The organism is Streptomyces roseolilacinus (assembly GCF_014649335.1).
GTDB classification, from domain to species: domain Bacteria; phylum Actinomycetota; class Actinomycetes; order Streptomycetales; family Streptomycetaceae; genus Streptomyces; species Streptomyces roseolilacinus.
The window spans coordinates 192,513-212,195 of sequence record NZ_BMSV01000009.1; the positions used below are offsets into that span (position 1 = coordinate 192,513).

The window sequence follows — 19,683 nt, forward strand, 5'->3', positions numbered from 1 at the left end:
CGAAGACGGCCCTCCACCCCTCAGTATCTACGGGTGCTCGATCGCCGCCCGTCGCATGACGACCTCATCGACCACCTGGTGCGCAGCACCGCGCTCCAGCGCGGTGAGGCCGCCCGGGTGGTGCTCGACGTGCTGGCGTACTTCGACGAGACGACGGAGGAGTTCGTCCGCCGCCGCCACCGGGAACTCCAGGCGGCCGGCGCGGTGAACTCGGAGATCTTCGAGCGGATCGCGGCGGAACTGCCGCACCGCGCCGTGGCGCCCCCGGAGCTCTCGCTCCGGCAGCTGCGCCGCATCGTCTACGGCTGAACCGGCCGGGCCGGTGGCCGGGAAGCGCCCGGGCACACACTCGTGAAACCAGGAGGGGTACCAACTCTATGTGCGGAATCGTCGGTTACATCGGCAAGCGTGACGTCGCCCCGCTGCTGCTGGAGGGCCTGCAGCGGCTGGAGTACCGCGGCTACGACTCCGCGGGCGTCGTGATCACCAGCCCGAAGTCCTCGGGCCTGAAGATGGTCAAGGCCAAGGGCCGCGTCCGCGACCTGGAGGCGCGGATCCCCAAGCGCTTCACCGGCACCACCGGCATCGCCCACACCCGCTGGGCCACCCACGGCGCCCCCAGCGACGTCAACTCGCACCCGCACCTGGACCCCGAGAACAAGGTCGCCGTCGTCCACAACGGCATCGTGGACAACGCCGCCGAGCTCCGCGCCAAGCTGGAGGCCGACGGCGTCGTCTTCGCCTCCGAGACGGACACCGAGGTCATCACCCACCTCATCGCCCGTTCCCAGGCCGAGACCCTGGAGGAGAAGGTCCGCGAGGCGCTCAAGGTCATCGAGGGCACCTACGGCATCGCCGTGATGCACGCCGACTTCAACGACCGCATCGTCGTCGCCCGCAACGGCTCCCCGGTCATCCTCGGCATCGGCGAGAAGGAGATGCTCGTCGCCTCCGACGTCGCCGCCCTGATCGCCCACACCCGCCAGGTCGTCACCCTCGACGACGGCGAGATGGCCACCCTCAAGGCCGACGACTTCCGCACGTACACCACCTCCGGCGCCACCACCACCGCCACCCCGGAGACCGTCGAGTGGGAGGCCGCCTCCTACGACATGGGCGGCCACGACACCTTCATGCACAAGGAGATCTCCGAGCAGCCCGACGCGGTCGACCGCGTGCTGCGCGGCCGGATCGACGACCGCTTCTCCACCGTGCACCTGGGCGGCCTGAACCTGGACCCGCGCGAGGCCCGCACCATCCGCCGGATCAAGATCCTCGGCTGCGGCACCTCGTACCACGCCGGCCTCATCGGCGCCGGGCTCATCGAGTCCATGGCCCGCATCCCCGCCGACGCCGAGCCGGCCTCGGAGTTCCGCTACCGCAACCCGGTCGTGGACCCCGACACCCTCTACATCGCGGTCTCCCAGTCCGGCGAGACCTACGACGTGCTGGCCGCCGTCCAGGAGCTGAAGCGCAAGGGCGCCCGCGTCCTCGGCGTCGTCAACGTCGTCGGCTCGGCCATCGCCCGCGAGGCCGACGGCGGCGTGTACGTCCACGCCGGGCCGGAGGTCTGCGTGGTCTCCACCAAGTGCTTCACCAACACCGTGGTCGCCTTCGCGCTGCTCGCCCTGCACCTCGGCCGCATCCGCGACCTGTCCGTCACGGACGGCAAGCGGATCATCGAGGGCCTGCGCCGGCTGCCGGAGCAGATCAGCGAGATCCTCAAGCTGGAGGACGAGATCAAGGAACTGGCCGCCGAGTACGCGGGCGCCCAGTCCATGATGTTCATCGGCCGGGTGCGCGGCTACCCGGTGGCGCTGGAGGCCTCCCTGAAGCTCAAGGAGATCTCGTACATCCACGCCGAGGCGTACCCGGCGTCCGAGCTGAAGCACGGTCCGCTGGCGCTGATCGAGCCGGCGCTGCCGACCGTCGCGATCGTCCCGGACGACGACCTGCTGGAGAAGAACCGCGCCGCGCTGGAGGAGATCAAGGCCCGCAGCGGCCGCATCCTCGCCGTCGCGCACCAGGAGCAGGAGAAGGCCGACCACACCATCGTCGTGCCGAAGAACGAGGACGAGCTGGACCCGATCCTCATGGGCATCCCGCTCCAGCTGTTCGCGTACCACACGGCCCTCGCCATGGGCCGCGACATCGACAAGCCGCGCAACCTCGCCAAGTCCGTCACGGTCGAGTAGGCGCACGCGTCCCGGGTGCCCGGGGGCCGGCCGTCGCGGCCGGCCCCCGGGTACCGGTGTCTACAGGGCCCGCAGCTGGAAGGTGGTGGCGGTGTAGCTCCCGGTGGAGCACTCGTGCCCCTGCCGGACGGCCGTGTAGGTGAACCCGGACGGCACGGAGCAGGCCCACATGCCGGTCACGGGCTTGTAGATCAGGAACGCGGTCTGGGGGTAGCTCGCGGCGGAGCACGTGTGGCTGTTCTGCACCGCGATGTGGGTGTACCCCGACACGGGGGTGCAGGCCCACAGGCCCTCGGCGGGCGGCTGGACGTAGTACTCCTTGGCCGTGTAGCTGCCGTTGGAGCAGGCGTACGAGTTGCGGGCGCTGGTGTACGTGTAGCCGGACGGGACGGTGCAGGCCCAGAACCCCGAGGCGGCCGCCGTGCCGCCCGCCTCCGCGGCGGGCACGGCGGGCGCCGTGTCGGGGGCGGGCGCGGCGGCGGCCGGGGTGGTCGCCGTGGCGACGGCGAGGGCGGCGGTGGCCGCGGCGGCGAGCAGCGTGCGCAGGGTCGTTCGCGACATCGGGGGCACTCCTGGTCGACGGTCCATCGGGCAGAGCCAACGGGTGGGGGACCGACCGGAGGTCTGACCCGTTCCCCGGCCGCCGCGGGACGCGCAGGAAGACTGTCAGCGGCATCCGCCCCGGACAAGTGCCCTCCCCCGCGGCCCGCCGCCTTTCGGCCGCCCCGGCGCCCCGGCCGACCTGCGGGTCGACCGGGGCGTACCGCTCCCGTCAGGGCTTTCGGCATGACCGGAACGGCGCGGACCGCGCCCCCGGCCGCCGGATCACTCCTCGGGCCGGTTGAAGTGCACCTCCGGGTTGTCGGCCGTGGGCCCGTCGAGGAGCGGCTGGGGCAGGCCCCGCAGGTGGAGGTCGAAGAACGCCGCGGTGTACGCGCGGACCAGTTCCACGGCGCGCTCGGCGCGGATGGTCGGCTGGGTCGGCGCGTCGTAGGGGATGCCGAGCTGGTCGAAGAGGACCGGCACGTCCGAGAAGGTCAGGTGGTCGGTCCCCGCCACGCTCAGCCAGCGCTTCCAGCCGTCGAGGTTCCGCCAGGCCTCGCCCCACGTGGGGTCCCCCTCCCCGTCGGGCAGGTGCACGCTGCTGTGGGTGCCGAGCATCATGAACGGGCGCCCGTCGAGCCCGCCGGCCGGCACCGGGTCGCCGAACGTGCCGTCCATGTTGATCCCCGCGCGCACGCGGGGGTCCTGCGCCATGGCGGAGGCCGCGGCCGCGCCGCCCAGGGAGTGGCCGGCAGCGCCGATCCGCTTCCGGTCGATGATCGAGGCGTGCCGCCAGGCGGGGCGCGGCCCGGTCAGCCGGTCCAGGACGAAGGCGATGTCCTGGCCGCGGTTCACGGTGGCCTTCCGCATGTCCTCCAGCGTCTCGGCCTTCTCGCAGGCCACGCAGGTCAGCACGCGGCCGCCGGGGAAGACCGTGCCGGCCGCCTCGTGGGCGTGGTCGACGACGGCGACGACGTAGCCGCGGCTGGCGAGGTCCTCGGCGAGGGTGGTCAGCGTGTACCGGGGCCCGCCGAAGCCGGGCGACAGCACGACCAGCGGGTGGCGGCCGCGTTCCGGGCGGGCGCCGGCGACGCCGTGGGTGCGGGTGGCGGCCAGCTTGGCGACGGCGGCGGGGTCGCGCACGCCGACGGCCTCCAGCAGCAGCCGCGCCTCGCGCGGGTCGGCGTACGGGGCGGGGGTGCCCGCGCCGGACCGGGCGGGGTAGTACAGGTCGACCATCAGCTCGCGGCGCTGCTCGGGCACCCACAGGTCGGCGCGCGAACGGTCGACGAGGTGGAGGGTCTCCCGCCCGACCGGGGAGGCGCCGGTGGGCCGGGGCAGCAGCACCCCTTCGGCGGACTGCCGGGCGGCCGGGGCGGAGGAGACGGCGGCGGCGGAGACGGTGGCCTGGGCCTGGCTCTGGGTCTGGCTCTGGGTCTGGGCGACCGCCGGGGCGGCGGCGGTGAGGGCGATGACGAGGGCCGCGGCGGCGGCCGTGCGCAGGGTGCGTGGCGACTTCATGAGCAGGACGCTAGGTGGACGCCGGGCCCCGGGGCGTCGCCCTCTGGTCCACGACCGATACGCCTGCCGATTGATCTCCGTTACGACCAAAGGCGTATGACGGTTCGTCAGCGTAAGACCGTGGGGGCAGACGGGACCCTAGGGGCAGGGGGGAGGCGAGGCCGCGGTCCCGCCCCGGACGGGCCCCGCGCGGACCTCGGCGCGGGCCCTCGTACGGGCCCCGCGGACCCTCGTGAAGGCGCCGGGCGTGGGGCGCCCGGGGCGTGGGGCACTCGGGGGCGTGGGGCACTCGGGGCCGCGGTGCGCCCGGGGCGCGGGGGCACCACTCCACGCCCCCGGGCGACCTTCCCGGCGGCCCTTCACGCACGCGTGATCGCCCCGAAGCGGTGGCTTGATTTATTCGTGAACTATCTGGGGTGCGCTACGAGGCGTCCCCGGAGGCGCGCGCCGCGAGGGGGCGGGCCCGTGGGACGCGCTACGGGATGACGATGACGGGCCGCTGCGCCCGGCGCGCGAGCCGGCCGGCGACGGAGCCGAAGATGCGCCCGACGAGGCCGTGGGTGGAGCCGACGACGATGGCGTCGGCGGAGTACTCGTGGCCGACCTCCTCCAGCTCGTGGCAGATGTCGCCGCCGCGCTCGACGAGGATCCACGGCACCTCGGACAGGTGGTCGGCGCAGGCCAGCTCCAGCCCCAGGACCTCGGTGCGGTGGTCGGGCACGTCGACGAAGACCGGCGGCTCGCAGCCGGCCCACACGGTGGTGGGGAGCCGGTTGGCGACGTGGACGATGATCAGGCCGGACCCGGACCGGCGCGCCATGCCGATCGCGTACGCGAGCGCCCGCTCGCTGGAGGTCGAGCCGTCGAAGCCGACGACGACGCCGTGCTGGAACGCGGGGTCACATGCATGACGCGTGTCTGCCGCCGCCAGGGGGTCCACCGTCGAATCGGCGACCCGTCTGCGGTCGGCTGGTTCAGGGAATTCGTGACCGGCCATGGGTGTCTCGGCGAAGAAGGTCCTTGTGGGAAGGGTTCAAGGGACGGGTGGCAGCGGAGCCGTGTCCGGGAATCTTCTTCCCAACCCCATACCCCCAAGGGTACGGCGCCACTCCTCTCGTGCCCAGGATCCGCCGCCGCGCTCGCGGCGTTCCAGGGAGCATGCACGAGCCCGCTCCCCGACGCAACGCCGGTTGGCCCCTACAGCGGTCTCGGAGGGTCACCCGGGATGCTCCCACAGTGACCGCCCCGGCGGCGCCGCGGGGTTCCGCACCACCCCCTCCCGACCCGGCCGGGCACCACCGGCCCCTCGGGGCGCCCCACGGACCCGGGACGCCCCCGGCCCGTCCGGGCGGCCGCCCGGGCAGGCGTCGGACCAGGCCGGGCGGCACGTCGGCGCTCCGGCCCCGCGAACCACCACCCGGGCCCCCTGCGCGAGACCCCACCCCCGGGCCCCTCACAGGACCGGCGGCCGGGACCCCGCGCAGGAACGGCGGGCGGGGCGCCCCACCCACCCGGAGGAGCCGGGGCGCGGCCGGGACACCGCCCGGATCCGACGGCCGGCGTTCTCACGTCACCACAAGCCCTCTTCACCCCTCCCCCAGCCCTCCCCTTTCCGGCGCGGCCCCGGCCCTCCGCCCACGCCCCGTCCGAAGCGGTCCCGCTCCGTGAGGCGTGCCGTGCCGGGTCGGGGGTAGGCGGGCCCCCTACGGAGGTGGCGAGTACCCGCCAGTGGCGTACCGGCGCCCTGCCGGCCCTCGCGCGGGGCGGTCCGGGACGGCGCGGACATCGTGCGACCGATGGTTTCGCACACACGGACCCGTATGTTTTCGGCCAACTTGAGGGAACCCGGCGATCCATGCCGGAATGGCCTGCGAACCCCCTTGTCACCTGGGAGATAAGGGCCGCAGGGCTTTCGCGCACCCTACGCGGATGGGCCATGAGTGCGAGACGCACTTCCCTGCGGGGCCCCGAGGGTGAAACGCTTCGTGATCGAATGCTTCGCGCCAAGTTGCCTTGTCGACATAGTGCCGGATGCGGAACTTGTCGTTCCGGCGCCGCGGGACGCAGTAGATTCGATCATGACTATCGGAGAACGGGGTCTCGTGCAAAACCGAGGGGAAACGTGCAGGAGCGACAGGACCTAGGAGACGCGAACACCGAGGGGGGCTTAGCGTCATGAGCCAGGACTCCGCCGCACCGGAGGCCGGACGCAAACTGTCCGGACGCCGCCGTCGCGAGGTCGTCGCCGTCATGCTGTTCAGCGGCGGCCCCATCTTCGAGAGTTCCATCCCACTTTCGGTGTTCGGGGTTGACCGCCAGGACGCCGGAGTTCCGCGCTACAGGCTGCTGGTCTGCGCGGGCGAGGACGGGCCATTGCGCACGACCGGGGGACTCGAACTCTCCGCACCGTACGGCCTGGAGGCGATCAGCAGAGCGGGCACCGTCGTCGTACCGGCCTGGCGGTCGATCACCTCGCCGCCACCCGCCGAGGCGCTCGACGCGCTGCGCCGCGCACACGAGGAGGGCGCCCGGATCGTCGGCCTGTGCACCGGTGCCTTCGTACTGGCGGCCGCCGGCTTACTGGACGGACGGCCCGCCACCACGCACTGGATGTACGCGCCGACGCTCGCCAAGCGCTACCCGTCGGTCCACGTGGACCCGCGGGAGCTGTTCGTCGACGACGGCGACGTCCTGACGTCCGCGGGAACGGCGGCCGGCATCGACCTCTGTCTGCACATCGTGCGGACCGACCACGGCACGGAGGCGGCCGGCGCGCTCGCCCGGCGGCTCGTCGTGCCACCGCGCCGCAGCGGCGGCCAGGAGCGGTACCTGGACCGGTCCCTCCCCGAGGAGATCGGCGCCGACCCGCTGGCCGAGGTGGTGGCGTGGGCGCTGGAGCACCTCCACGAGCAGTTCGACGTGGAGACGCTCGCCGCCCGGGCGTACATGAGCCGGCGGACCTTCGACCGGAGGTTCCGCTCGCTCACCGGCAGCGCGCCGCTGCAGTGGCTGATCACCCAGCGGGTGCTCCAGGCGCAGCGGCTGCTGGAGACCTCCGACTACTCGGTCGACGAGGTCGCCGGACGCTGCGGCTTCCGTTCGCCCGTGGCGCTGCGCGGCCACTTCCGGCGCCAGCTGGGCTCGTCCCCGGCCGCGTACCGGGCCGCCTACCGGGCGCGCCGCCCGCAGGGCGACGGCGCGACGGCGGTCGCCGACGTCGTACCGCCGCAGGGCGTGGGCGGACCGGGCGGGCACGGCCCCGGCCTGCGCCGTCCCACCGCGGGCGCCGCGGCCGGCATGGGCGGCGAACCGGGCAAGCAGCACATGGACGCGCTGACGTCCGGCCGGGCCTCGCTGCCCGGCCAGCGCAGCGCACCGTAGCCGCGGGGCACGGCACGTCCCCGAGGGGCCGCCGGCGAGGGGAACGCGAGAGCACCCCCTCACCGGCGGCCCCTTTAAGGTGGACGCATGAACGATCGCATGGTGTGGATCGACTGCGAGATGACCGGGCTCTCGCTGACGGACGACGCACTCATCGAGGTGGCCGCGCTGGTCACCGACTCGGAACTGAACGTGCTCGGCCAGGGTGTGGACATCGTCGTCCGCCCCCCGGACGCGGCGCTGGAGACGATGCCGGACGTGGTGCGCGAGATGCACACCGCTTCCGGACTCCTCGACGAGCTCGCGGGCGGCACCACCCTCGCGGACGCGGAGGCGCAGGTCATGGCGTACATCCGCGAGCACGTCAAGGAGCCCGGCAGGGCCCCGCTGTGCGGCAACTCCGTCGGCACGGACCGCGGCTTCCTCGCTCGTGACATGCCCACGCTGGAGAAGTACCTCCACTACCGGATCGTCGACGTCTCCTCCGTCAAGGAGCTGGCCCGCCGCTGGTACCCGAGGGCGTACTTCAACAGTCCGGAGAAGAGCGGCAACCACCGGGCGCTCTCCGACATCCGCGAGTCCATCGCCGAGCTGCGGTACTACCGCGAGGCGGTCTTCGTCCCGCAGCCCGGCCCCGACTCGGACACGGCGAAGACCATCGCGGCCCGCCACGTCCTGCCCGCGGAGCCCCCGAGATAGGCGGCCCGCACGGCTCCGGACCGGCCCTGGAACGGCCCCACGGAAACGTGTGCGCGAGCACCCCTCCGGACCCTGTACACTTTTTCTCGGCCGGTCAGGAAAAAGACCGGACGCGGTGGGTGTAGCTCAGCTGGTAGAGCACCTGGTTGTGGTCCAGGATGCCGCGGGTTCGAGTCCCGTCACTCACCCTGACAGACGAAGGGTCGACCTGTGAAAGCAGGTCGGCCCTTCGTCGTGTCCGCCCCCACCGGGCCTCGTCGGGCCCTCCCCCTCCTCCCCGGCCAGGCGGCGCTCCGGCGGCCACGGCCGACCACTCGATCGGTTCGCTGCACGACCTTCTGCCCATCGTCACCGCATCGAGGTAACCGCAGCCCGGCCCCGCACCGTTCACCCACCGGGTGGACGGCGTGAGAGATACCGTGCGGGCATGTCCACGGACCCGATGCGGGAGGTCGGACGCCGTATCGCCGCGGCTCGACGCGCGCGCCGCACGTCCCGATCAGAGCCGGCCGCCATCGCGTACGTATCGCTCAGCATGGTGCGAAGGATCGAACAGGGTACGCGGCTTCCCAGCGACGACGCCCTCGACACCGTCGCGACCGCACTCGGTCTCGACCCTGGTCGACTGCTGACCGACCGGTCCCGGACCGACGGACGGGTGCGGGCGCCCCGGCCCCTTCCGCACCCTCCACGTGCCCGCCCACGGGGATCACACCGCTCTGTGACCCCTGACCGCCGTCCCCGGGCCGACCGGGCCCGCCGAAAGGAGATGCTCACGCATGCGCCCCGCCCGCTTCACCGATTTCGTCGTCGACGTCGTCAAGAACCAGCCCACCACCGGCCGCGTGCGGTCCCTCGACGAGGCGGGTGACTCCACGCACCCGTACGGGATCGCCCTCACGCTCCAGGGCAGTAGCCGTGAGACGCGGTGGCAGTTCACCGGGCAGCTTCCCGACGGCGTCAAGCACGAGGGCTTCACGGACGAACCGGTGCACGGCACGCCCGTCCCCGCCGGGCCCGCGCCGCAGGCCGGCGACGAGCCCGAAGCGTGGCTGGCCGCGGCCCTCGCCCTCGCCGAGTGCCCGGAGGTGGCGAACGTCGAGCGCTGGTCGACACGGCCCGACCCGGGGGCGCAGAAGGGGCTCACGGTCACCTTCCACAACGGCGCGCGGATCTTCGCCCGCGTCCTCTGACCCTCCCCGGCCCGTGCGCGGCAACCCTTTCCGGGCGGGTGGCGACTGGGGGGTACCCCACCCGTCCTCTCCCCGCAGGAGGAACCCCGTGCACCACAGGAGAACGCGCCGGGCGCTCACGTCCGCGGTGCTCGCCGGTGCCGCCGTCGCCGGTGCCGCCGCGCTCACCCTCACCGCCCTGCCCGCCGACGCCGCCGACACCGCGGCCGCCGCCCGGCAGGTCGAGCGGCTCGACCGGGGCGTGGTCAGCGTCCACACCGGCACCGGCAACCTCGTCAGCTGGCGCTGGCTGGGGACCGACGCCGACAACGTCGCCTTCAACGTCTACCGCGGCGGCACGAAGGTCAACGCCACGCCCGTCACCGGCTCCACCAACTACTTCCACTCCGGCGCCCCCAGCCACGCCGACTACACGGTCCGCGCCGTCGTGGGCGGCGTCGAGCAGGGCGACTCCGTGCACGCCGTCCAGTTCCGCGCCGGGTACAAGGACGTGCCGCTGTCACCGCCCACCGGGGGCACGACGCCCGACGGGGTGGCGTACACGTACGAGGCCAACGACGCCTCCGTCGGCGACCTCGACGGCGACGGCGACCTCGACTTCGTCCTCAAGTGGCAGCCCACCAACGCCAAGGACAACTCGCAGAGCGGGTACACCGGCAACACGTTCGTCGACGGGATCACCCTCGACGGGACCCGGCTGTGGCGGATCGACCTCGGGCGCAACATCCGCTCCGGCGCCCACTACACGCAGTTCCAGGTGTACGACTACGACGGCGACGGGCGCGCCGAGGTCGCCATGAAGACCGCCGACGGCACCAGGGACGGCGCGGGCCGCGTCATCGGCAGCGCGTCCGCCGACCACCGCAACTCCGGCGGGTACGTGCTGGCCGGGCCCGAGTACCTGACCATGTTCGACGGGCGCACCGGCGCGGCGCTCGGCACCACCGACTACGTGCCCGCCCGCGGCACGGTCTCCTCGTGGGGCGACGGCTACGGCAACCGCGTCGACCGGTTCCTCGCGGGCACCGCGTACCTCGACGGCACGCGGCCCTCGCTGATCATGGCGCGCGGCTACTACACGCGCAGCGTCATCGCCGCCTGGGACTGGCGCGACGGGCGGTTCACCCGGCGCTGGACCTTCGACACGAACTCCTCCGCCAACGCCGGGAAGGGCTTCGACGGGCAGGGCTCGCACAGCCTGTCCGTCGGCGACGTCGACGGCGACGGGCGGGACGAGGTCGTGTACGGCTCCATGGCCGTCGACGACGACGGCAGCGGCCTGTGGACGACGCGCACCGGGCACGGCGACGCCCAGCACCTGGGCGACCTCGACCCGGGCACGCCCGGCCTGGAGTACTTCAAGGTGTCGGAGTCGACCAGCCAGCCCGCCGAGGTGTACGTCAACCCGGCGAACGGGGCGATCCGCTGGAAGCTCGCCGCCTGCTGCGACAACGGCCGCGGTGTCGCCGGGGACGTCTGGGCCGGCAACGACGGCGCCGAGGTGTGGTCCACCTCCGGCGGGAACGTCCGCGACGAGGGGGGCGCGGTGAAGGGGCGCCGCCCCTCGGCGGTGAACTTCCTCGCCTGGTGGGACGGCGACACGACCCGTGAGCTGCTGGACGGCACGCGCGTCGACAAGTACGGGACGAGCGCCGACACGCGGCTGCTGACCGGGGCGGACGTGGCGTCCAACAACGGCACCAAGGCCACCCCGGCCCTCTCCGGCGACATCCTCGGCGACTGGCGCGAGGAGGTGGTGTGGCGCACGGCGGACAACCGGGCGCTGCGGATCTACTCCACGCCGCACGTGGCGGACACCCGGATCACGACCCTGCTGCACGACACCATGTACCGGACGGGGCTGGCCTGGCAGAACACCGGCTACAACCAGCCCCCGCACCCGAGCTTCCACATCGGGGCCGGGATGCGGACCGCACCCCGGCCGGCGGTCACGACGCCGTAGCGGTGCCCGTGGGCGCGGTCGTCGTGCAGGCCGCGCCGTTCATCCTGACCGCGGTCGGGGGCCGGTTGGTCCCCGACCACGAGCCGGTGAACCCGAAGGCGACCGTGCCGCCCGGTTCGACCCTCGTGTTCCAGCCCGCCGGGGCGACCGTCACGTCGGCGCCGGACTGGGCGTACGTGGCATTCCACCCCTGGGTGACGCGCTGGCCGTCGGGGAAGGACCAGCCGGCCTGCCAGCCGCTCCAGGCGGTGGTGCCGGTGTTCCTGACGGTCACGTCGGCCTGGAAGCCGCCCTGCCACTGGTTGGTCACCTTGTAGGTGGCCTCGCACGCCGCGGGGACCGGCGGGTCGGTCGGGTCCGGCGGGTCGGTGGGGCCGCCCGTGTCGGAGGTGTCGCCGTAGACGATGCCGCGGCCGTTGGTCGACACGTACACCCGGCCGTAGATCCGCGGGTCGCCGGTGATGGCGGCGCCGGTCCAGCCCCACTGGTGGGCGTCGTCGTTGATGCGCGTCCAGGTCGCGCCCGTGTCGGTGGAGCGGAAGACGCCGCGCACTCCGCCGATCCTGGCGCTCGTGTAGAGGGTGTCGTACGAGGCGCCGGGCGCGGCCTTGCCGAAGCCGATCGTGTCGGCCTCCTCCACCCCCGGGACCTTCGTGAACGTCGCCCCGGAGTCGGTGGAGCGCCACAGCCCGTAGGCGCCCGCGGTGCCGCCGGCGAGCCAGATGTCACCGGTCCGGCCGGGGACGGCCTTGAAGCGGACGTTGCCGGACGCGGGCAGGTTGGTGGCCCCGGCGGTGAACGTCGCGCCGCCGTCCGTACTGACGTAGAACGTCCCGGCCTTGAAGCCGTAGAACTTCCTCGGGTCGACGCGGTCGGACTCCACGACGGCGCCCGCCGGGATGCCCCGGGAGGCGGTCCACGCGCCGCCGAAGCCGGAGGTCGTGTGGACGCCGGTGCCGGCGGGGCTCCACACGAAGCGGCCGCCGTCCGCCGCGGCGGCGACCGTGCCGCCGCCGGAGACGCCCGGGGGCTCCTGCCCGGCGAACCAGTTGGCGCCGTTGTCGGTGGAGAACGCGATGCGCGGGCCGGAGTCGAGGTCGCCGACGCGCACGACGGTGTCGGGTTTCGTCTCGGCGTAGTCGAGGCTGGTGGAACTGGTGAAGTTGGGCGAGGTGAACATCATCGCCGGGACCTTGGTGACGTCCGTGTGGCGGAAGCCGCCGACGTCGCCGAGGGCGCTGATGAGCGGGGCGCCGGACGGCGGGGAGACCAGGTCGTTGACGGCCGTCTCCTCCAGGCCCCGGACCATCGGCCTGATGGTGATCTTGCCGCCGGTGTCCCACCGGGTGAGGTCCTCGGTGCCGTAGACGGTGGCCCCGGTGCCGTACATCATCCGGTCGGAGTCGAACGGGTCGATCTCCAGGGCCTCGGTCATCCAGCCGAGCTTGGGGGTCTGCTCGGGCGGGGAGGGGTTCGCCCCCCAGCTGAGCCAGGGCGAGGAGGACACGTCCATCGTGTAGCGGTCGGAGCGGTTCGGGTAGGAGGTGAACTCCCACGCCCGGGTCCAGGTCGACCCGCCGTCGGTGGTGCGGAAGATCTGCGTGTCGGGCCACCAGGAGCTGTAGCCGGTCACCATGACCGTGCCGGGCTTTTGCCGGTCGACGCTCAGGCCGCTGAAGCCGTAGTACGGGTCGGCGTCCGGGGTGATGTCCTGCCAGGTCCCGGCCTTCGTGTCGTACCGCCAGACCGCGCCGTCCGCGCCGTCGTACGGGCCGCCGGTGTCGCTGTACGCCAGGTACAGCCGGCCGCTGTCCGCGTCGAGGACGCCCTTGTGGGCGAGGAGCCCGGTGGGCTGGCCCGGCAGCCGGGACCAGGTGGCGCCGGCGTCGGTGGAGCGGTAGACGGCGTTCTCCTTGTCGGCGACGCCGACGTAGATCGTGCGGGTGGCCTGCCCGGCCGTGCCGGTGGACTCGTCGAAGGTGACCCAGACGACGCCCTGGTTGTCGGAGGCGTAGCCGCTGGTGTCGGAGGGGTCCTGGGCGTAGTCGCCGGGGTTGGGGAAGGCGGTGACCTTCGACCAGGTGGCGCCGGAGTCGGTGGAACGCCACAGGCCGTTGCCGCTGGGCGCGCCGAGGTAGAGGACGCTGTTGCGGTGCGGGTCGACGGCGAGGCGCTCGCCCATGCCGCGCCCGGGCATGTTGCCGCCGAGCTTGAACGGCAGGTCGGCGGTGCGCCAGGTGGCGCCCCGGTCGGTGGAGCGCAGGACGGCGCCGTTGCCGGGGTCCCAGCTGTTGGTGTACGTGCCGACGGCGGCGTACACCCGGTCCGGGTCGACCGTGTCGGTGGCGATGCTGACGACGCCGGTGTGGCCCCAGCGGTCCCAGCCGACGTGGTCGAGCAGCGGTGTCCACGTCTTGGTGGACTGCTGCCAGCGGTAGGCGCCGCCGATGTCGGTGCGGGCGTAGGCGAGGTCCTTCTCGGAGCGGTTGAAGACGATGCCGGGGACGAAGCCGCCGCCGTCGATGCGGACGTTCTTCCAGGTGTAGGTGTCGGCGGCGACGGTGGCGCGCGGGGCCGGCTCGGCGCGGGGCGCGGCGTGGGCGGCGGGTGGTGCGGTGGTGAGCAGACCGGCCGCGAGGGCCAGTGCGGTGAGCAGGCTCCACTTCTTGCGCACGGTGCTTCCTCTCGGGACGCGCGGGGTGTGGGGAACGTGCCGGAACGTGCGGGGACGTGCGGAAGCCGGGTGGACCACGGGCACCGCGGCCCACCCGGCTGTGACGTACGCGGAGTCAGCGCGGGGCTACTCGAGAAGCTCCGCGTACGAACCCATGGCGAGGGCGATGTCCGCCTGCGCCCAGAAGCGGTGGTACGTGAAGACGGGCGCGGCGCCGCCCTTCAGGTAGGCCTCGACCTTCGACCAGGCGGGGTCGTCCTGGTAGAAGGAGCGGATCGAGGCGAAGGTGGACGTGGAGTCGATCCGGTCGCCGTTGGGCATGGTGCCGGTCCAGCCGCTGGGGACGTACACCGGGTCGTCGAACCGGTTGTAGTCGGCGCGGGTCTCCGGGACGGCGATGCCCAGCGGGTCCTGGTGGTGCTGCCACATGCCGTCGAGGAGCGCCTTGGCGACCCGCTTGGCGTCCGCGTCGCCGGACTTGGCGGCGTAGTACGTCAGGGTCTTGGCGTACGCGGCGGCCACGCCGACGTCGTTGGTGTAGTCGGCGACGGTGACGTGCAGGCCGGCGTTGGCGCCGGGGGAGGCCGGGTTCCACGTGTCGGGCTTGCCGGTCCACTGGAGGGTGGAGGGGAAGCGGAACGTCCCGTCGGGGTTGACGGTGGTCTCCGACAGGGCCCAGTCGACCCACTTGTCGAGGACGCTCTTGGCGAGGGCGTCACCGCTCTGGTGGTAGTACTCGGCGACGCGCTCCATGGACCACGCCTGGAAGCCGAACCACTGGTTGGACGGCGGGTCGTGGTAGACGGGCTTCTCGTCGTAGAAGAGGCCGTGGAAGGTGGGCGTGCCGGCCGGCGGGGTGGCGTAGCGGCCCTGCCAGCTGTTGGTGGCGCCGCCCGCGATGGCGCCCTCGTCGGACTGGAGCCAGCGGTAGAACTCGACCTGCCGGTCCAGGCTGGTCGCCCAGTCCTGGGCGCCGGTGGGCGACTTGGGCTTCAGCGGGGCGTACTCGCTGAGCGCGTACGCGGCCAGCGGGTTCTGGTAGCCGCTGTGGGCGTGGCTGGAACCGATGCGCCAGGCCCAGCCGGCGGAGGTGTCGGTGGCGCCGCCCCAGGCGTAGTACCAGGACATCAGGTAGTGGGCGCTGTTCTTGCCGGTGCCGGCGGGGCAGCTGGTCGGGCCGACGCAGTTGCCGGCCTTCTTGAAGTACTTGTCGAAGAACGAGTACCGCAGGTAGTCGCCCATCTTGGCGGCCTTGGCGACGACGCCGCCGACCGCGGAGCCCTTGCCCTGCTGCTTGGCCCAGATGTCGGCCCAGTACGCGGCCTGGACGGCGCGGGCGTCGGCGTCGGGGGCGTTGGTGTACTTCCACTGCTTGGCGTAGGACGCGTCGCCGGTGAACAGGTCCAGGTAGCCGTTGCGCCCGCCGTAGGTGAAGTTGTCGCAGGTCGGGTGGGTGACGGTCTCCCAGACGGACTCCTGCGGGCCGCGCTGGAAGGTGTTGATGTACGACGGGCCGGTGGCCGTCGGGCCGGCGGAGCACTTGCCGGGCTCGTTGCCGAAGCCGTAGACGTTGTCGACGTCCTGGAGCCAGTGCATGCCGTACACGTCGGAGGTGCCGTAGGCGCTCCTCAGCTCACCGGCGATCGGGTCGGAGCCCGAGGGGACGCCGCCGTCGAGGCGCGCCGGGTACTGCGACGGCAGGTCGTGCTCGGGGGCGTACGTGGCCGGCTTGGAGGCGTCGTACTTGTCGTTGGTCGGCTGGTCGGCGTGGGTGGGGATCATGTACTTCTCCATGGTGTCCCACGCACCGTTGAACTTGGTCCAGTCGCCGGTGACCTTGCCGTACATGGCCTGGAGCCAGATCAGGTAGCTGTACGCCTCGGACGTCGTCTCGTGGCCGTGGTCGGGCGCCTCGACGATCAGCGTCTCGACCGAGTGGTACGGGATGCCCTCCGGCGAGAAGTAGCCGTTCGCCGGGTCGGTGATCTTGGCGTGCATGGCCAGGAAGCGGGCGTCGTACGTGGAGTCGCCGTCCAGCTGGGTGGCGGTGACCTCGGCCTTGGTGTGGCCGGGGGCCGTCACGGCGAACACGGCCGAGCCGGTGCCGGACGCGGCGGCGGTGACGGTCACCTTCTGGGCGGTGCTCCAGTTGGCCGGGGTGAAGGTGAGCGTGCCGGGGGACGCGGTGAGGCCGGTGTTGCCCGAGGCGCGGGCGACGGTCACCGTGACGTTCGCGGACGGCCGGGTGGAGAGCTTCACGTCGAAGGTGGCGGACTCGCCCTGCCGGACGCCGAGTTGGGCGGGGGTCGCGACGAGGGCCGGTCCGGCGGCGACGGTGATGCCGACGGGTGCGGACTCGGCGGCGGCGCCCTGGCTGTCGTACGCCTTCGCGTAGAGCGAGTGGGTGCCGGCGGCGAGGCCCTGGGCGGTGAAGGCGTAGGGCGAGGTGGTGTCCGTGCCGAGCAGGGTCGTGTCGTCGTAGAACTCCACCTTGGCGATGGTGGCCCCGTCGGCGGCCGCGGCGGTGGCGGCCAGCGGGACCGGGTCGCCGGCGGTGTAGGTGGCGCCCGGTGCGGGGCTGGTCAGCACGGCGATGGGCGGCTGGTGGGCGCCCGCGCAGGTGGTGCCGTTGACGGTGAAGGCGGTGGGTGCGGCGTTGCTGCCGCTGTAGGTGAACTGGGCGCCGGTCGTGACGGCCTGGCCGGCGGCGACGGTCCGGTTCCAGCCGCTGTTGGTGACCGCGACGGTCTTGCCGGTCTGGGTCCAGGTGCCGTTCCAGCCGTTGACCAGCTGCTGGTTGCCGGTCTGGTCGTAGCGGATGGTCCAGCCGTCGAGGGGCGCGGTGCCCCGGTTGGTGAGGGTGAGCTCGGCGGTGTAGCCGGAGCCCCAGTCGTTGGTCTTGTAGTCGACGCTGCACTGTACGGCGGCGGCGGCCTGCGGCTCGGCGGGTGCGCCGTTGGCCGCGGTCACGCCCAGGGGAAGGGCGAGGAGCGCGGCCAGGACGGTGGTCAGCCGCCTGCGGCGACTCGTGCGTGGTCCTGGCGACATGCGGGTGACTCTCCTAGCGGCTCAGTGGGGCAGGAGGGTGGGGGTGACAAGCCTTGAACCAGTGGGAGCGCTCCCACTATGAGGAGGGGCCGGTGCGGGGTCAAGGTGCTTGAAGACCCGAAGAAGTTCGAAAGAAAAACTTTGCCCACCCTCTGTTGCTTGACGACAGGAGGGCGCTACGGTCGGCGGCACCAGTGGGAGCGGTTCCATCCAGTCGGTGCGTTTGTCAGGTACGCACCCAAGCTGCAAGGAGTCGCTCATGTGACACCCCGCGTCCCGCGGCGCTCCGGGCGGGATCCGCACCCGCCCCGGTCCGCACGGCGGAGCGCTCCGCCGCCGACCGGCGGGCGGGCGGCTGCCCGGGCTCCGTCCCGGCAGCCGGCGACGGCCCGGTGGGCGGTCCCACCCGGAGAAGCCGCCGCGGGTCCGCACGCCCCACCCCGTACGCGTCCCCCTCGCCGCCCGCGTCCCTGACGACGGGCGGGACCGGCGAGGGCACACCCACGGCCGGGATGGCACTTCCACACCGTCCGGCGCCCATCCGCACGACCGCCCGCGCGGACCGGCCGGTCGCGTCCCCACACCGCATCCCGGGTCACCCGGGCGCGCCCGCGCCCACCCGGCAGAACACCGAGGAAGCCGAGAACCACCAGGCACGACAGAAGAATCCAGAGAGGAAACCCCACCCCCATGAGCCGCACCGGTACCAGCACCACCTCCTCACCCCAGCGCCGCAGAACCGCCCTGCTGGCCGCCTGCACCCTGATCGCCACGGCCGGCGCCACCGCGACCGCGCTGTCCTCCCCCGCCGGGGCCGCCGCCCCGGGCTGCAAGGTCGACTACTCCGTGACCAACCAGTGGAGCAACGGCTTCGGCGCGAACGTCACCATCACCAACACCGGCGACGCCGTCGGCAGTTGGACGCTGGAGTGGTCGTTCGGCGGCAACCAGCAGGTGTCGCAGCACTGGAACGCCGGCCTCACCCAGTCCGGCGCGGCCGTCACCGCGAAGAACGTCTCGTGGAACGGCGCCCTGGCGACCGGCGCCTCCGCGTCGTTCGGCTTCAACGCCTCGTACAGCGGCACCAACGCCGTGCCGACCGTGTTCAAGCTGAACGGCGTGGTCTGCAACGGCTCCACGGGACCGACCGACCCGCCCACCGACCCGCCCACCGACCCGCCGGTCGGCAGCCGCGTCGACAACCCGTACGCGGGCGCCAAGGGGTACGTGAACCCGGAGTGGTCGGCGAAGGCCGCCGCCGAGCCGGGCGGCACGAAGGTCTCCAACCAGCCGACCGGTGTCTGGCTGGACCGGATCGCCGCGATCAACGGCGTCAACGGCGGCATGGGCCTGCGCGACCACCTCGACGAGGCGCTGCGCCAGAAGGGCAGCGGCGAGCTCACCATCCAGTTCGTCATCTACAACCTGCCGGGCCGCGACTGCTCCGCCCTCGCCTCCAACGGCGAGCTGGGCCCGACGGAGATCGACCGGTACAAGACCGAGTACATCGACCCGATCGCGAAGATCCTCTCCGACCCGAAGTACGCGGGTCTGCGGATCGTCACCACGGTCGAGATCGACAGCCTGCCGAACCTGATCACGAACGTCACCCCGCGCCCGACCGCCACGCCCAACTGCGACGTCATGAAGGCGAACGGCAACTACGTCAAGGGCGTCGGCTACGCCCTGGCCAAGCTCGGCGCCGTCAAGAACGTCTACAACTACGTCGACGCCGGACACCACGGCTGGCTCGGCTGGGACGACAACTTCGGCGCGACCGCCCAGATCCTCAAGCAGGCGGCCACGGCGGAGGGCTCGACGGTCGCCAACGTCCACGGCTTCATCGTGAACACGGCGAACTACAGCGCCCTGAAGGAAGACCACTTCACGATCAACGACACGGTCAACGGCCAGTCGGTGCGCACCTCGAAGTGGGTCGACTGGAACCGCTACACCGACGAGCTGTCGTACGCGCAGGCCATGCGGGCCGAGCTGATCCGCATCGGCTTCGACTCGAAGCTCGGCATGCTGATCGACACGTCCCGCAACGGCTGGGGCGGCGCGGCCCGGCCCACCGGCCCGGGCGCGAAGACCAACGTCGACACGTACGTCGACGGCGGACGCTACGACCGCCGCATCCACCTCGGCAACTGGTGCAACCAGGCCGGCGCGGGCCTCGGCGAGCGGCCGAAGGCCAACCCGGAGCCGGGTATCGACGCCTACGTGTGGATGAAGCCCCCGGGTGAGTCCGACGGGTCGAGCAAGGCCATCCCGAACGACGAGGGCAAGGGCTTCGACCGGATGTGCGACCCGACGTACACGGGCAACCCGAGGAACAACAACAACATGTCGGGCGCCCTCGGGGACGCCCCGATCTCGGGCCACTGGTTCTCGGCCCAGTTCCAGGAGCTGCTGAAGAACGCCCACCCGGCGCTCTGACAGCCCGAGCCGGCTCCTGAACGAGCC

At 72.5% G+C, this 19,683-nt stretch carries 13 protein-coding genes and 1 tRNA gene; 9 read left to right on the top strand and 5 right to left on the bottom strand.

Annotation, left to right across the window (positions count from 1 at the left end):
- Nucleotides 1-33 precede the first annotated feature (33 nt).
- On the top strand, nt 34-309 hold the full coding sequence (locus tag IE106_RS22245) for a hypothetical protein (RefSeq protein ID WP_010472110.1): 276 nt from the start codon (nt 34-36) through the stop codon (nt 307-309).
- Nucleotides 310-377: 68 nt separating this feature from the next.
- The gene (glmS, locus tag IE106_RS22250; protein WP_189536854.1) at nt 378-2,195 is read left to right on the top strand and encodes a glutamine--fructose-6-phosphate transaminase (isomerizing); all 1,818 of its coding nucleotides are present in this window, start codon (nt 378-380) and stop codon (nt 2,193-2,195) included.
- A 60-nt stretch (nt 2,196-2,255) separates the two neighbouring features.
- Here the strand turns inward: glmS and IE106_RS22255 are convergent, their stop codons facing one another.
- The 3 genes from IE106_RS22255 to IE106_RS22265 all read right to left on the bottom strand — a co-directional run bounded on the left by IE106_RS22255 (nt 2,256) and on the right by IE106_RS22265 (nt 5,256).
- A complete protein-coding gene (locus IE106_RS22255; RefSeq protein ID WP_189536857.1) occupies nt 2,256-2,756 on the bottom strand; it encodes a hypothetical protein in 501 nt (166 codons plus the stop codon).
- A 264-nt stretch (nt 2,757-3,020) separates the two neighbouring features.
- Nucleotides 3,021-4,259, bottom strand: coding sequence for an alpha/beta hydrolase family protein (locus IE106_RS22260; RefSeq protein ID WP_189536859.1), 1,239 nt, complete (start codon nt 4,257-4,259; stop codon nt 3,021-3,023).
- Between the two features lie 475 nt (nt 4,260-4,734).
- Nucleotides 4,735-5,256 (bottom strand): universal stress protein, encoded by a 522-nt coding sequence (locus tag IE106_RS22265; RefSeq protein WP_189536861.1) that lies wholly within the window; start codon nt 5,254-5,256, stop codon nt 4,735-4,737.
- Nucleotides 5,257-6,434: 1,178 nt separating this feature from the next.
- Between IE106_RS22265 and IE106_RS22270 the strand changes: the two genes are divergently transcribed.
- The 6 genes from IE106_RS22270 (at nt 6,435) to IE106_RS22295 (ending at nt 11,495) form a co-directional block, all read left to right on the top strand.
- A complete protein-coding gene (locus IE106_RS22270) occupies nt 6,435-7,640 on the top strand; it encodes a helix-turn-helix domain-containing protein (protein ID WP_189536863.1) in 1,206 nt (401 codons plus the stop codon).
- 87 nt (nt 7,641-7,727) lie between these two features.
- The gene (gene orn / locus IE106_RS22275) at nt 7,728-8,339 is read left to right on the top strand and encodes an oligoribonuclease (RefSeq protein ID WP_189536866.1); all 612 of its coding nucleotides are present in this window, start codon (nt 7,728-7,730) and stop codon (nt 8,337-8,339) included.
- A gap of 115 nt (nt 8,340-8,454) precedes the next feature.
- Nucleotides 8,455-8,527, top strand: a tRNA-His gene (locus tag IE106_RS22280).
- Nucleotides 8,528-8,781: 254 nt separating this feature from the next.
- Nucleotides 8,782-9,210, top strand: a complete 429-nt coding sequence (locus tag IE106_RS31020; RefSeq protein WP_373295972.1) for a helix-turn-helix domain-containing protein — start codon at nt 8,782-8,784, stop codon at nt 9,208-9,210.
- A complete protein-coding gene (locus IE106_RS22290; protein ID WP_189536870.1) occupies nt 9,119-9,532 on the top strand; it encodes a hypothetical protein in 414 nt (137 codons plus the stop codon). The genes IE106_RS31020 and IE106_RS22290 overlap by 92 nt, the downstream gene beginning before the upstream one ends.
- Before the next feature lie 88 nt (nt 9,533-9,620).
- Nucleotides 9,621-11,495: a rhamnogalacturonan lyase gene (locus IE106_RS22295; RefSeq protein WP_189536872.1), complete on the top strand. Its 1,875-nt coding sequence runs from the start codon at nt 9,621-9,623 to the stop codon at nt 11,493-11,495.
- Here IE106_RS22295 and IE106_RS22300 read toward each other — a convergent pair.
- Both IE106_RS22300 and IE106_RS22305 read right to left on the bottom strand, forming a co-directional pair.
- Complete coding sequence (locus tag IE106_RS22300; protein WP_189536874.1) at nt 11,482-14,169, bottom strand: cellulose binding domain-containing protein; 2,688 nt, start codon at nt 14,167-14,169, stop codon at nt 11,482-11,484. The genes IE106_RS22295 and IE106_RS22300 overlap by 14 nt on opposite strands.
- A gap of 126 nt (nt 14,170-14,295) precedes the next feature.
- Nucleotides 14,296-17,217 carry a glycoside hydrolase family 48 protein gene (locus IE106_RS22305; RefSeq protein ID WP_189536876.1) on the bottom strand — a complete coding sequence of 974 codons (2,922 nt, stop codon included), beginning with the start codon at nt 17,215-17,217 and terminating at the stop codon, nt 14,296-14,298.
- A gap of 690 nt (nt 17,218-17,907) precedes the next feature.
- Between IE106_RS22305 and IE106_RS22310 the strand changes: the two genes are divergently transcribed.
- Complete coding sequence (locus IE106_RS22310) at nt 17,908-19,656, top strand: glycoside hydrolase family 6 protein (RefSeq protein ID WP_189536878.1); 1,749 nt, start codon at nt 17,908-17,910, stop codon at nt 19,654-19,656.
- Nucleotides 19,657-19,683 lie beyond the last annotated feature (27 nt).

Coding starts and splice junctions, on each gene's coding strand:
- glmS (WP_189536854.1), top strand. CDS start 378: ATGTGCGGAATCGTCGGTTACATCGGCAAGCGTGACGTCGCCCCGCTG.
- IE106_RS22255 (WP_189536857.1), bottom strand. CDS start 2,756: ATGTCGCGAACGACCCTGCGCACGCTGCTCGCCGCCGCGGCCACCGCC.
- IE106_RS22260 (WP_189536859.1), bottom strand. CDS start 4,259: ATGAAGTCGCCACGCACCCTGCGCACGGCCGCCGCCGCGGCCCTCGTC.
- IE106_RS22265 (WP_189536861.1), bottom strand. CDS start 5,256: ATGGCCGGTCACGAATTCCCTGAACCAGCCGACCGCAGACGGGTCGCC.
- IE106_RS22270 (WP_189536863.1), top strand. CDS start 6,435: ATGAGCCAGGACTCCGCCGCACCGGAGGCCGGACGCAAACTGTCCGGA.
- orn (WP_189536866.1), top strand. CDS start 7,728: ATGAACGATCGCATGGTGTGGATCGACTGCGAGATGACCGGGCTCTCG.
- IE106_RS31020 (WP_373295972.1), top strand. CDS start 8,782: ATGCGGGAGGTCGGACGCCGTATCGCCGCGGCTCGACGCGCGCGCCGC.
- IE106_RS22290 (WP_189536870.1), top strand. CDS start 9,119: ATGCGCCCCGCCCGCTTCACCGATTTCGTCGTCGACGTCGTCAAGAAC.
- IE106_RS22305 (WP_189536876.1), bottom strand. CDS start 17,217: ATGTCGCCAGGACCACGCACGAGTCGCCGCAGGCGGCTGACCACCGTC.
- IE106_RS22310 (WP_189536878.1), top strand. CDS start 17,908: ATGAGCCGCACCGGTACCAGCACCACCTCCTCACCCCAGCGCCGCAGA.